The organism is Spiroplasma endosymbiont of Glossina fuscipes fuscipes, assembly GCF_049669535.1.
GTDB lineage: Bacteria > Bacillota_I > Bacilli_A > Mycoplasmatales > Mycoplasmataceae > Spiroplasma.
The window spans coordinates 860,261-874,807 of record NZ_CP187162.1; the positions used below are offsets into that span (position 1 = coordinate 860,261).

At 26.3% G+C, this 14,547-nt stretch carries 12 protein-coding genes and 1 pseudogene; 1 reads left to right on the forward strand and 12 read right to left on the reverse strand.

Annotated elements, in window-relative coordinates; all coding sequences use genetic code 4:
• Positions 1–53: 53 nt before the first annotated feature.
• From ACOBWH_RS05075 to ACOBWH_RS05095, 5 genes are all read right to left on the reverse strand, one after another.
• Entirely contained in the window at positions 54–344 is a 291-nt protein-coding gene (locus ACOBWH_RS05075) for a hypothetical protein (protein ID WP_070406818.1), read from the reverse strand.
• A 62-nt stretch (positions 345–406) separates the two neighbouring features.
• Entirely contained in the window at positions 407–1,168 is a 762-nt protein-coding gene (locus tag ACOBWH_RS05080) for a Holliday junction DNA helicase RuvB C-terminal domain-containing protein (RefSeq protein ID WP_424527415.1), read from the reverse strand.
• 284 nt (positions 1,169–1,452) lie between these two features.
• Positions 1,453–1,674 (reverse strand): hypothetical protein, encoded by a 222-nt coding sequence (locus ACOBWH_RS05085; protein WP_424525789.1) that lies wholly within the window; start codon positions 1,672–1,674, stop codon positions 1,453–1,455.
• Positions 1,675–1,857: 183 nt separating this feature from the next.
• Positions 1,858–2,436 carry an SNF2 helicase associated domain-containing protein gene (locus tag ACOBWH_RS05090; protein WP_424525791.1) on the reverse strand — a complete coding sequence of 193 codons (579 nt, stop codon included), beginning with the start codon at positions 2,434–2,436 and terminating at the stop codon, positions 1,858–1,860.
• Complete coding sequence (locus ACOBWH_RS05095; protein WP_424525793.1) at positions 2,430–3,461, reverse strand: SWIM zinc finger family protein; 1,032 nt, start codon at positions 3,459–3,461, stop codon at positions 2,430–2,432. The genes ACOBWH_RS05090 and ACOBWH_RS05095 overlap by 7 nt, the downstream gene beginning before the upstream one ends.
• A 57-nt stretch (positions 3,462–3,518) precedes the next feature.
• Here ACOBWH_RS05095 and ACOBWH_RS05100 point away from each other — a divergent pair.
• Positions 3,519–4,625 (forward strand): annotated as a pseudogene (locus tag ACOBWH_RS05100) (IS3 family transposase).
• 203 nt (positions 4,626–4,828) lie between these two features.
• On the opposite strand, the gene ACOBWH_RS05105 reads toward ACOBWH_RS05100, so the two are convergent.
• The 7 genes from ACOBWH_RS05105 to ACOBWH_RS05135 form a co-directional block, all read right to left on the reverse strand.
• Positions 4,829–7,558 (reverse strand): DEAD/DEAH box helicase family protein, encoded by a 2,730-nt coding sequence (locus ACOBWH_RS05105; protein WP_424525795.1) that lies wholly within the window; start codon positions 7,556–7,558, stop codon positions 4,829–4,831.
• A gap of 56 nt (positions 7,559–7,614) precedes the next feature.
• A complete protein-coding gene (locus tag ACOBWH_RS05110) occupies positions 7,615–8,637 on the reverse strand; it encodes a hypothetical protein (RefSeq protein ID WP_424525797.1) in 1,023 nt (340 codons plus the stop codon).
• A 32-nt stretch (positions 8,638–8,669) separates the two neighbouring features.
• Positions 8,670–9,962 (reverse strand): spiralin repeat-containing protein, encoded by a 1,293-nt coding sequence (locus ACOBWH_RS05115; protein ID WP_424525799.1) that lies wholly within the window; start codon positions 9,960–9,962, stop codon positions 8,670–8,672.
• 136 nt (positions 9,963–10,098) lie between these two features.
• A complete protein-coding gene (locus ACOBWH_RS05120; RefSeq protein ID WP_424525801.1) occupies positions 10,099–10,560 on the reverse strand; it encodes a hypothetical protein in 462 nt (153 codons plus the stop codon).
• Between the two features lie 40 nt (positions 10,561–10,600).
• A complete protein-coding gene (locus ACOBWH_RS05125; protein WP_424525803.1) occupies positions 10,601–11,827 on the reverse strand; it encodes a hypothetical protein in 1,227 nt (408 codons plus the stop codon).
• A complete protein-coding gene (locus ACOBWH_RS05130) occupies positions 11,827–12,447 on the reverse strand; it encodes a hypothetical protein (protein ID WP_424525805.1) in 621 nt (206 codons plus the stop codon). Before ACOBWH_RS05130 ends, ACOBWH_RS05125 begins: the two co-directional genes overlap by 1 nt.
• Positions 12,448–12,735: 288 nt before the next feature.
• A complete protein-coding gene (locus ACOBWH_RS05135; RefSeq protein ID WP_424525807.1) occupies positions 12,736–14,430 on the reverse strand; it encodes a lipoprotein in 1,695 nt (564 codons plus the stop codon).
• Positions 14,431–14,547 lie beyond the last annotated feature (117 nt).

Sequence of the window (14,547 nt, forward strand, 5' to 3'; positions counted from 1 at the left end):
TCTATTTTAAAACTTTTCTTTATATATTGTACACTATTAGTTGTTTAATTTTATTATTTAATAAACATATCTTTAAAATCTTCTAAGGATAAATCAGCCGCAGTAATTTTTTGATTATTCATAAATTCAATCATCCGATTAATCTTGATATTAAAGATATAATAAGCTACTTCACTAACATCAATAATTGTTTTATCGACTAAAATCATCTTTATTAAATAATCTGCAACATCTTGTTCCGTGATATTTGGATTAGATAATCTTAAATCAACTGCTTTTAAACTAATCATTTTACAGGCATAATTTGCAATTTGTTCTTGTTCCTTTTTATGATTGTGGCTCATTTTTACACCTTACCTTAGTTCCAATTATTATTATAACCGACTTCTCAAAAAAATTAAGTAAATTATGTAATATTTTTTAAAAATTCCACTGCTTTATTTGTTAAAACCCGTCCACGAGATGTTTTTACTAAATAACCTTTTTTTAACAAGAAAGGTTCTAAAATATTTGTAATTGTTAGCAATGGTTCAGATAAAACTTGACTTAAGGTGCTTAACCCAACTGGTTGTGTCTGAAAAAGAAGATAAATTTGTTTTAAGTAATTTACTTCTCCTCATTCTAAACCATCTTGATAAACCTTTAAATTATTTAAAATTTCTTGTAAAAATTTTAATTTTATCGGTTGTGGTGTTACTAATAAATAGTCATAAATCCGATAAAATAATTTTAGGGCGGCACATGGATTATTTTGACTATAACTAGCTAAAAAAACTAGTTCTTCTAATGGTAATTTTATTCCTACTTTTAAAAACAAATTATTTAAAATTTGTTGCATATCATCATTAGTATATTCATCAAAATGAAAAATTGTTGTAAAACGATTTAATAATGGTTGTGGCACTTGATATAGTAATGTTGTTGCTGCTAACAAGGTAAAAAATGGTAACGGTAAAACAACATTTTTTGTATTATAATCTTTTCCCAACAATAAGTTTAAACAGTTATCATCTAAAACCAGGTATAAAATTTCAGCAACCTCACGACTAATTGCATGAACCTCATCAATAAAAACTAAATTAAATGCTTTTACCTGCATTAAAGAACTAATTAAATCACTTGGTTTTTGCAAATTTGGGCCATGTAAAAGTAATAGTTTTTGTTGTAACTAAGTTTTGATTAAATGTGCTAAACTAGTTTTTCAAACACCACTATTGCCAACAAAATTAACCGGGCAAAAATTAAACTGTATCATTTTGACTAATTCTAAATAAAACTAGTTTTAAATATTGGTCAAGTTTAGTTGGAACCGAATTAACACTATTAATTGCAGAATAAATAACAGTCAACGGATAACCTAATTCTTTTAAGCAACTAATTACTTTATTTTGAAGATTATTATAATTTTTTTTAAAATAAATTTTTTGTAAAGTATGTAATAATAATCGAACACTATGTCTTTAATCCCTGTAATTTTTCAATTTCAACAATATTATTTTGTTGAATAAGCATTAATAAATCTTCAACACTAATTTGTTGTAATACTTTAACTGCGGTTTTAACACCAATTGTTGGAACAGTTAATAAGTCGCCAAAAATTTTATTTGTCGCTAAATCTAAAAACCCAAATCACTGAAAACACGTATCATTCTCATACTTTAAAAAAGTATACATTTTAATTTGAGTTGCCTTCTTAAAATTCAGTCTTTTATTTGTAACTAAATAAATTTCATAGCCATAATTATTTTGTTTTAAGCAAAGCACATTATCATTAAACTGATAAAGCATGATATTTTGGCAATTGCAATTTACCTGATGCAAATTGTTCTGCTTGTAAATCAATAATTCCCCCATTTGCTAATTGATGATATTTATTCCCATTATTAATCCTTGAAATTCAAATTCTAACCAATTATTTTTTTGATTAACATTAATAGTTGAACTATGAACATTAAAATCAACTAAGCGAACATTTTTAAAATTATCAGTATAAAAAATTTGCGAAAGTGTTTCTAGCGTTGAAATATGCTCTGATAACAATTTAATAACATAATTTAAATCATTCAAAATTAAATAATTATATTTTTTAACGAAACCAATTTGTTTTAAAAGAGTTAAATATTGTTGTTCTTGATAAATATCACGTAACACAATTTTACTATCATCGTTAGTTTTATTTAACAAATCAATTGTTATTGTGCCATAACGAAAGATTGGGCGTAAGATAATTTCCTTACCCTTAAAATCAAAATAACTTTCAATAATTAATGGTGCTTTTTCTAATGTGTTCAAAATTGTTTTATCCACATTAACAACATCACGAGGATAATCTAACAAAGCAACAATTTCTTTAATAACGGCACTAGTTTGATGAGTAGTGAAAGTAATTTGATTTTGATTAGTCACTGCCATTGTTTGATAAATTGGTCCTAACAAAAAGGTATTTTTTCTCCTAATAGAAAAATTTGTTCATAATCAAATAAACTTCCTTGATTTGTCGTTAAAACTATGGGTGTTATTTTATTGTTAATAATTTGAATTAAATTATCATTTTGTTGAACTTTTAAACTGGGTTGATACTGATCAACACTGATTTTAATATTTGGATATTCATGATCATTAATAATTAATTTAATTGTTTCGTCCTGTAAAGTTATTAAAAATTGTTCTGTTTGATAAGCTGAAAAACCAAAACTTTTTGTAATTGACACACCATAAAAATCCATTTTCTGTGTTTGTAAAAAACTAAAAACATTAATAAATTCTCGCTGTAAAAACCGAATTACTTTTTCCGCAAATGGTGAAAAAACTACTTTTGCTGGATACAAAACAAATTTTTGTGAAATCTCATAACCTTTTAAATAATCTGAATCAAGGGGATTTTTTGCCAAAAAACCTAAAAAATGATAAATATTTTTAATTTCAAAAAACTGATCATTTTCATAACCCAATTTTAATTGCACAACAGCGGGTTTTTGAAATGTTGAATCAATAATTAAGCTACATTGACAATCAACAATATTTTCTTTAATTTCATAATTTTGTTTATTCTTATTAACAAATGTGATTAATAAGTGATCAGTTGCGGTAAATACTGATCGCCACTGTTGAATGTTTTCTTTTGATTCATAAAAAGCAAACAACAAAGTTGCAATAATATGCTGACAAATTTGATGCTGAAAATTATAGTCAATACAACTACAACTTTGACGAGTCAAAAATGTCATTTCAGCAACAATGGCAAAAACAACATTAACTTCATAATAATCACTATTATTTTTTGCTACAACTTGGCAACTAATAATTAATTCTTTTTTGTTATTTGAGGTTTGTTGTTCATCAATTTTTAATAATGTTACCTTCTTTGTCTGATACAATTGTTCAGCATTATTAAATGTTACTAATCTCGTTAAATTTCGAATAAAATCAAGATTTAGATAGGTTACAATAACTTGGACCATATTTATGTAGACTGTAAAAAAATAAGCTAAAATTATTAGGAAAGCAGGAATATAAAAATGGCAAAAAACCAGTACACCGATGAATTCAAGAAACAAATCGTAATGTTATATAAAAATGGTAAAAGTAATATTGAAATTGTTAACGAATATAAAATTTCAAAGGCAGTTCTTTATCAATGAGTAAAAAAATGAGAATTCTGGTTCTTTTAAAGCTAAAGACAATCGCTCTGTTGAAGAAAATGAACTTATTCAGTTGCGAAAAGAAAACAAACAATTACGAATGGAAAATGATATTTTAAAGCAAGCAGCACTGATAATCGGCAAAAAGTAATATTAATTACTAACAATAAAGACAAATATTCAGTGAGGAAAATGTGTCAAATATTAAAGATAGCAAAATCAAAGTATTATTATCAAATTAATAAGATCACTAAAACTGAAATTAATATTTATGAAAATGAAGTTATCAGTGCATTTAAAGAAAGCTATAAAGTTTATGGTGCTAGAAAAATTAAAATTATTTTAGCAAGAAAGAACATTATTTTATCTCGACAAAAAATTAGAAGAATTATGGCAATAAATAATTTAGTATCAAAATATACTAAATTAAAATATCGCAATCATAAATCTCCTGTAAATAATGATCAAATTAGTAATATTCTAAATCGTGAGTTTAGTAATAAAAGACAAAATGAAGTTATTGTGAGCGATTTAACCTATGTTCAAGTTGGTTCAAAATGACATTATATTTGCTTACTAATTGATTTATTTAACCGTGAAGTAATTGGCTATAGCGCTGGAACAAATAAAACTGCTGAACTAGTTCAGCAGGCATTTTATAAAATAACACGACCACTAAATCAAATTAGGTTGTTTCATACAGATCGTGGTAATGAATTTAAAAATAAAATTATTGAAGAAATTTTATTAACATTTAATATTAAAAGATCATTAAGTGCAAAAGGTTGCCCTTACGATAACGCAGTAGCTGAAACAACCTATAAAGCTTTTAAAACTGAATTTATTAATGGTCGAAAATTTAAAAATTTAGAACAATTAAAGTTGGAACTATTTAATTTCATTAATTGATACAACAATATTCGAATTCATGGTAGTTTGAATTACTTAACTCCAGTTGAATTTAGAAATCAGAAGTCTACATAAAAAGTGTCCTAAAAAGTGTTGCCATTCCAATTAAAGCTTTCCATTTTTTATAGGCTCCTTTGATAAAAATAATACTATTTTTTAATTATAATACATTTTTAACAAATTGGAACGAACTAATTACTTTATTTTTAATTTATTATTAAAAAGAAAAATTTGCATTAATTTCTGATTAATTAAAGTGAAAAAATGAAAGATGACTTTTAATCTTTTTCAATAGAAAATTTAGCTGTAAGATAGTTTTCTGTTAACATTGCCTCATAATGTCCAAAGCCAATAAAACAATATAATTTTAACCCTAAATTTGATCACTTTGTATTAATTTTATTTTGTAAAAACAAATACTTAACAATGTCATTGTTTTGAATATCTTTTACTAACTTATTAGCCAAGGTCATTGTTTCAGGAATCGACCAATAAAAAACTTGCTCATCTGGTAAATATTTTGTTAATTTACCATAACCAGTGCCATCTTCATCTGCTAAAATAACTTGTTTAACGTTATCAAATGTTAAATAACCAGCTTGAAAAGCAATAATTCGTAATTCACCACGTGTTAATAAAAAGTTAGTTCGCCCAATAACTGATAGTACTTGTTTAACGGTGTAAGTAATTCCTTTTAATAATGGGTCTTTTTGCTCAGAGTGCATCTTTAAAGTTTCATGTTCTAATTTATATTGTAAAATAATTAATAATTCTGTAACAATAAGCTGATGATGATTAATAAAATATGTTACTAAATCAGGGATTGTTGCATAATTTGGAAATAACTCAATAAAAACAGTCATACTAGTTACTTCATATAATAGTGATGTTATTAATAAATTATCATAATCTAAGTTAATTTCTTCATTAGTAAGTTTTTGGCTTAAACGTAAAATAAAATAATTAATAAGTTGATAACTATCTAAAAATAAAAATTGTTTTAATAAGTTTTTATTACGGTTTGTATTATTTTCATCAATTTGGTATCATTCAATATTACGCCCAATTTTAACGTAGAAATCATTTACATAATTGTAAAATTGATATAATGATAAATCATAATCATGTAATAAATACGCCAAACCATTGTTTTGATATTTTTGATAGTATTCACGAATATGACTTTTAATGCGGGCACGGTTATCATATCATTTTCGCAAATTATTTAAAATAACTTTTTGTGATCGTTGTTCTAAGCTAATTGTGCAATTATAAGGTAACCCATCGTTTGCTAACAATCCCTTTATTGATGTTAATTTTGGGTCATATAAATTTTTAATTCCAATTGTAATATCATACTTACTATCAATGTTGCTAATTAAATCATAAACTTCTAACCGACTTTTTAATTCCGTTTTTCGTAATCCCCGGCCAAGTTGTTGTAAATAGACTGTTTTAGAATTTGTTGGTCGTAATAAAATAATTGTGTTAATCTCTGGAACATCAATTCCTTCGTTAAACATATTAACAACACATAAATAATTAATACGTCCAATTTTAAATTCATGTAAAATCCTTGTTCGCTGCTCACGATTTTCAGAAGTTAGATAATCGGCACGAAAATGATTTGCTCGTAAAAATGTTGCAACTAATTTGGCATGTTCGGTTGTAACACAAAAGATTAAGGCGGTTGGTTTTGCATATAACCCTATATACTTGTCAATCATTTTTAATAATAAATCATTTCGTGCTGTTGTATTTAACTTTTTGAAAAGTTCATTATCGGCTTTTAAATCAACACCAGTTAAATCAACGGTGTTATCATCAATACAATAATAATCAAATGGACATAATAAGCGTTGATTAATTGCATCCCATAGTCGCAATTCTGCTGCATATTCATCAGCAAAATATTTTTTAATTGATTTTCCATCTTCGCGTTCTGGGGTTGCTGTTAACCCAAGAACTTGTTGTGGTTGAAAATAATTAAAAACCTGATCAAAAGTAGTAGCAGCAATATGATGGGCCTCATCAAAAATAATTACATCAAAGTGATTTCGTTTAAACTGCGATAATTTATTAGCCATCGTTTGAATTGTCGCAAATAAATGAGCATTATTTTCGCTAGTTTTCCCTTCATACATTACTTCCCCAAAAGTTTGATCCATTAAAACGCCACGAAAAGTTTGCAATGCTTGATCTAAAATTTCCTTTTGATGAGCTAGAAACAATATTTTTACCAGTTGGCCACCCTTTGCTTGCAATTGATAAAAATAATCAAAAGCAGCGACTACAGTTTTACCAGTTCCGGTTGCCATAATTACTAAATGAGCATTTTTACCTAATTTTCGACGATATTGTAATTTTGCCACAATATCTTTTTGAAAATCATATAAGTATTTCCGAATTGTTAAAAATTCAGTTGGCGTATTATTGAACAGTGTTGCAATGCGTGCTGTTTGATTTTGATTAATGCGTTCTAATAAATGGTTCCGAGCAAATTCATCATTAAAATCAACTAAGACTTCATTTCATAATTGTTCAAATTCAGTAATAATTTCTGTAACTAAACTATGATTATTAATTGTTGTTAATTTAATATTCCATTCCCGTCCCGTTATCATTCCTTTATATGTTAAATTTGAAGAACCAATAATTGCTGTTGAAACCCCATTAAAACGTTTAAAAACTGAAGCTTTAATATGAATTCGTTCACTTCGTTTTTCTAAATTATCTTCAACTTTAATCTGAATATTGTCATAAGTTGTTACTAATCGTGCTAATTCTAATAAATTATTATATTCAGCTAAATCATCAAAAGTAGTAGTGATAATCCGAATTGGAATTTTATTTGCACAACAATGCTTAATTGATGCTTCAATTTTATTAATAATTGCTTTTGAAATAAAAGGAAAAACAAAGCAAACCTCATCAGCAGTTTGCATTTCATGATTTAATTCAACTAATAGTTTTTGCTGATTTTGATTCGTAAACAATTTCTCTTTCATTTATTATCATATCACTCCTGTTTTATTAATAAAATTATTACTCTTAAAATAAATTACTATACCATCATAATCCCAAATTGATTTAATCAAATTAAGCATTCTTTTAACCAAATAATATCTGTTTCAATTTTAGCAATAATATCATCAGTTACACGGTTAAAACTCCCTGAGAAATCAACTTGTGTTAATGTCATTTCTTTGTCATTTCAATTTTTAACTAAATAAGATTGAAATAAAAATGTTAAAACATTTTGTGCTACATCAATTGCAGGAATTGTCGGTGACTTTGAGGCTAAGACAAGTAAGTTCTTACAAATTTTGGGGATTAAGAAATTTTTAATCACCCGTTCATGATGACCACCAACCAAAAATGTTCCTTCAAATAATTTATCATCAAAATTAATATAAGTTAGTGGATTAAAAAAATTGGTTAATACGCTTCGCGGTTGAATTGTAAATTCTGCAGTTAATTTGGCATCTGGCTGCACAGTAAAAATTGGTAACCGATAAAATTCCTCTTTATCAATTTTACCATTAACTTTATTAATTACATGATGCGTAATTGTTCCAAACGAAATTTTACCCATAGGATGTGATAAATTAAAGACAGTATCAATTTTAGTATTAGAATTAAAATTAATTAATCCACTTGGTGCTGGTTGAAAAGTTTGACTAATGTTTTTTAAAATTAATTGTGAACTAAAATAATGGGCTAAACCTAAATTATAAATTTCAACTAGATTAATTTTTTGCATAATTTTGTCATATAGTTTTAATAACCGCGTTCACTTAACCATGTAATAAGAAACAACAACAATTAAACTAATTCCCATTAATAACATTAAAAGTGGTAAAAAAATTAAGTAAATAGCAATACTTTTAACAACAATTAAAATACTAATAAAAATTCCCATTAATGTTAAAAATGGTCCTAAAAACAACATTCATCGTATTACTAATTGATGGCGTTTTGTTGGCGGTTGGAATGAAATATTATTTTGATAATATTCTTGTAGTTGCTTATTAATAATTTCTTTACTTACTATTTTTCAATTCATATTTTTATTTTCTTGACTCATATTAACTTCCTCTTCTATTTTGATGATTGTTATTACATTATTTTTTCTTGTAAAGTAATTTTAAAGGTAAATTGATCAATAATTAATTTGCTAGTCTCACTTGCAGCAATGGTAAAAGTTATAACTGTCTTTGGTTCTTGTTTTTTATCAACTGGCTGGTCATTACTAATTATAAAATCATGGTTAGTCGCTGTAATTAACAAGGTCTTATTAATAGCTGTCATTACTGCTGCAATAATTTCATCATTTTGATTTAAGTTCTCATAAAATGAATCAGGATCAGCAACAATTATAATGTTTGTTTCATCAATTTTCACTGAATTTAAACTTAATTTTGCTAACACAACTGTAAATTTAAAGGTGCCTTGAATTAAACTACTATTTTCTGTTGCTGTTACAGTAAATGTTACTGTTTGACTTGGTTCTTGCTGTTTATTAACCATTTGATCATTTGTAACAATAAAATCTTTTGTTGTAATAGTAATCTGTAACTTATTATTAATTGTTCCAATAATTGCATCTAAAATCTCTTTATTATTATTTAATTGGCCATAAGTAAATTTTGGATTTGGGTTAACTGGTAAATTATTAATTTCAACTTCAGAAATATCCTTTCGGGCTGACAAAGTATTAGTAAAGGTAAATGAACCTTGAATTAAACTACTATTTATCGTTGCACTAACAGTAAAAGTCACAACTGTTCCTGGTGCTTGTTTTTCACTGGGGTTTTGATCATAATTATTAGTAATCATAAAATCACTATTTGAAGCTGTAATTGACAAACGGTGATTAATTGCATCACGAACCGCTTCAATAATATTGGAATTAGTATTTAATTTTTGATAGGTTTCATCTTCTCAAGCGGGAGTTTTTAAATCAGGAACAATAACTGTCTTAATATCCTGTTTGTTAACATCAGTAACTTTAATTTCAACATTATATGTATTTCCTAATTTAAATCCTTCTTGCACTAAATTTTGTTGATCAAATTGAATTGATGGATTAGCTGGTGCTAAAGTAATAGTAATATAAACAATTTCATCACGATTAACAGTTACTGTTTGATCATTAGTAATATCCTTATTTTGATATAAAATCTGATATGTAGCAATTTTTCTTGCAGTGGGATCTTGGGTTAACCGATACCGAATTTGCATAAAAGTATGTAAATTAGCTAAAATTTCAACACCTGTTTGATTTGAATTAATTTGAAATGTTTGTAAAATATTTTTTTCTTGCTTTTGGGGTGGATTACAAGCAATTAAACTAAAGCTGGGGGTTGCTGTAATACCTAAACTAGCTAAAATTAATAATAATTTTTTCATTGACCAACTTAGCTCCTTTATTTCCTATAATTTTCTTTTTTTCATAATTAATTATAAACAAAAAAAAAAAAAAAAATTAAAAAGTTTTCAATTAAAAATTGATGGAAAAACTATCCACAACAATTTGTTCTTTAAATTAAACAACTTTCTGAAATACTGGCGCTAAATTTACATATAAATTATTTTTTTCTGAGAAAGAATTAGTTGCTTTAACTAAATTATCAAAATCATTTTGGTTCATTTTAAAGACAAGTTTATCATTATATGTTTCAATTTGATAATAATGTCATAAATTCATCGTTGTTTCAGCAAATTCATTTAATTTTTGATCAACAAAATCTTTTGCTGTTAAAACTTTAATTGAAGTTTTAAGTTTTTTAAATGAATCTTTATTATTAAAAGGTAAGTTTTCAATTGTTAAATTGTTTGGTTTAAAAGCTTCAATATTTGCTTTAACATAATAGTCTTCTTGCGAACTTACTTGAAAATATTTTCGTTTATAAAATTTTAAAAAGTTTTCGGGGGTTAATTTTTCTGCATTATACCCTCCGTCAGCCCATGATAAAACTGAATCTGACTTAGATACTGTTTTACTCAAATGAAATGTCTCAAAATAATAATTTCATTAAGGACTATTTTTATCTTGCGTTTAATTCAGTCATAATTATTGATCAAATAGTATTACTACTATTAAGATCATTAAAATTACGATTTACGGTATCAATAATTTCATACTTTTGCTTTTTCAAAAGTTCATCAATAAAACTTATAAAATAGTTTTCAAGATTTTTTTGAATCCCACTTAATGCTTCAAGATCATTTGCAATAACAACTAATCCGTCGATTTTATCAGGTTGTTCAAAATCTTTAAATTTAACTTGATATTTAATATTGAAATTAATAGTAATTCCCATAATACTATTACTATCAACTATAATTAGTTTTGCCAAATTATCAAAATTAATATGCTCTAAAATAAAATAAATATCATTAGATTCCATTGATAACGGAAGTGTATTAAGATAAAAGTTAGAATATTCATTGTTAATTGCACGATTCAGGTTATCAAATTCAGTTTTAAAGGCAGTTACTAATTGATCCAGAAAACGTCATTCGCTAATTGCTTCACCAACTAAATCTTTCCCAATAATTTTATTCATAATTTCAACATCGTTAATAGTTTTTGATGAATCATCATCAGGAATATACTTTGGTCAATTATTACAACTAATAATTGTATTCACCGTAGGAGAATATGAACGAAAGTCTTGTAAAGATAATAAATCAAGATCTGGTAATGTTTTAGCAATATCACTTTGTTTAAAATCTTCTAAAATTTTACTATAAAGCGGATTAAGCCTTATACTTTTTACACCCTTTCCATATTTTGCAATAATTTCATCCAGGACATTTTGCTTCATATAAAATTCATTTGTTCCACTTCTTCTTAATTTGACATTATAGTATTTAATAAACACAATAATAATATTGCCAAAATTAGTTAATTTTGTATTTAAACCAGTTTGTGATATCTTAATTTCAATCATTAATGGTTTATTATCATTAAACCCACTTGCTAACAATGGCAAGCCAGCTACAACTATTTTATTAAAATTAATACTAAAAGTTCCTAAAGTTAAATCTTTACTTGTATCCTGCAAAATTGACATTTTTGCGCGGTAAAATTTGACAAAATTCTCCGCTGTTAACCCAGCAGGTTGTTGTCCCTCACCTGCTCAAGTGGCTGGTGTTTGGTTTTGCATTTCTGATCATGAGCCATCATAATTAATACGATTACCTGAATTTATTGTCCCCTTTTTTAAATCCAAAATATCTTGATTAGAATCATACTTTACTACTGCCATTATTTCTTTTGTTGTATCATTTTTTTGAACATATCATCTAAAAAAACTAACATATCCTTATTAATTAATGTTGCATCTCTTTCATAATAAACACTAAACATATTATATGTTTCTTTAAACGCCGGATTTACATCAATGGCAACTTCAGGATTTTGATTAATAAAATCAATTAAAACTTTTCCCATTTTGTTAGTTAAATCAAGCATTAAAGTTTTAATCAAATTAGGATTATTTGTAATAACATATTTAATGTTAAATCTTGATGGGTTAATCAATGTTTTAAATTTGCCTGTATATCCAAAACTATAATTTACCACAACTGCTTTTAAAGCCTTAATTGGTTCTGTTGTTCATTTTTGTAATGCTGTTAAATCAACATAGTTTACTTTTAAAATCGAAGGACTGGTTTTAAAAGTAAACGACAATGAATCAACATAATAATTTGAATATTCATGAGCAATTTGACGATTAATACTATCAAAAATTATTTTAAAATCATTTTCAAAAAAATTATTTATTTTCTCACCAACAGGAGTTTCTAATTGCAATTCAACTTCCGGTTCCTTTGAACTAACTAAAACAAATAATTGGTCTAATTCTGGAATTTGATAATCATTCATATCAATAACAGCCTTTTAATTTGCATAATTTAAAAATGCCTCATACGCTTCGTTCATAATTTTTAATAATACATCTAAATCTTTTCCAATATCATTATCATCAGTGCCGGGGTCAACAGCCGGTTTTGACGAACAACTAATAATAGTTGTTGCCCCTGTTGTGTCTTTAATTTTGTATATTAAAAATGGATTGAAAGCATAATTAACGATGCCTTCAACCCCACTCTGATATCTTGCTAATATTTATAATTATGCAAGAAATATAAATTTAAAATTCTTTTTTGATATTTAATTCATCAAGTCTGATAATCATAAATCAAAATTTACATTACCATTTGTTTCATAAACAATCTTATTATTATCTTTTAGCGTAACTTTAAATTGAACATTCATAAAACTAATTTTTACATCAGTTGCCTTTAAAATCTGAGTTAAATTTGGAACCATCTTATCACCATTTTTTACAAGAATTGTTGTAAAATTCTCTCACTCATTATTGCTATTTTTAAATTGCAACTTAACTGTTCCAGCAATCATTGTAATATTATTGTTGTCTATTTCAGTACTACTTAAACCTAAATTACGTAAGATCGCTGGTCCTGCAAAATCCATAATACTTGGCCCTAAATAAACATTAATGCCTGGGATTTTATCTGTTATAAAATCATTAATTCCTTGTCATTGTTTTGGTTGTAAAATGCTTTCTCCAACAGCATCAATTCCTTTTCCCTCATTTTTACCAAAAACATCTAAAATACTTGTCAATAATAGAGTTGGATTTAATTTAAAACAAAGAACTGCTAGAAGAGCATTAGGTCCTTCATCACCAAGTAAATTTTGATTCATAACAAAATCAAGAGGTATAGGTATTTTTATTTCTCATCCTGTGTCATATTTTATCTTACCAACAACCTTAAAGATATAATGATTATCTTCTTCAGTTGGTTTACTTTTATAATCTGATAGTAAATGAAAAACCAAACTATCAAAATTAGTTGCTGTATTTGTATAGAATCAATTAGCTTCACCAAATTCAGTTTTAATATTTTCTTTTACATTATTATTAACTGGTGAGAATAAGTATTGTATTAATGGTAAAACAGTATTATGAGTTGCTTCAATTTTTTGTTTTCCCTCTTTAATGTATCATTGTAATAACGCAATAAGATCTGGAGCAAAATTATGTAATAAGTCCTTAACAGTTCCTGCTCCAACAAAGGAAATATCATTATCCTCATCCTTAACAATTTGATACGTAAACGATGCATCTTTTGTTAAGAAATCGCCAAGTCCAAGAACTCCTAAAGAATCACTAATGTCTTTTAAGACAGCATTAAACTTAGAAACAAAATCTGAATTTGGATTATTTATTTCTGCCAAATTAATACTATTGATTAATTCTTCTGGTAGTTGAATTACACTAAGAAAACTATATAAATCAGCAAGGTTAATATCTAATTCTGGAATGATTGGTGGCAACGAAAATTTAATATTTTGTGTTGTTTCTCCCACACCATTAATAAAATTAATGGTACTTGCTAAAAATAGTAATTCATTTGTTGATCACTTAATTTTAACACTAAATAATTCACTATCTTTTTTTTGCAAACTAACAACTGCGCTACCATTATTTACAACTAATTGTCCTTTTACCGATAGTTCTGCTAATTGTGTTTTAAAATCGGCAATGCTTTGTGCCAATACAGTATTACCATCCGAAATGTTTGGTTCCACAAATGTGGTATCATCTTTAACAACTAATTTATAACTTCCTAATGTCATTCGACTAGCTAATTCTGATGCTAATTTAACATTTGTTATTTGTGATGAAGAAGCAAAAAATGGTGTATCAGTGTATTGTTCTAATTCTTTTTTAATGTCATCAACTGACACTTTATTTTGGGGATGACTACAAGCAACAACTGAAACGGCACTTGTTCCCACTAACGATATTACTCCTAAAAGAGCTAATATTCTCTTCATATTTTTCCTCCTATTTTTAAAGTTTTAATCTAATTAAGTTTATTAATATATTTTAGTTTTTTCAAAATTTATTATGGCACTTTTTTACCATTATTACTACTAAAATTTAGTGTATTA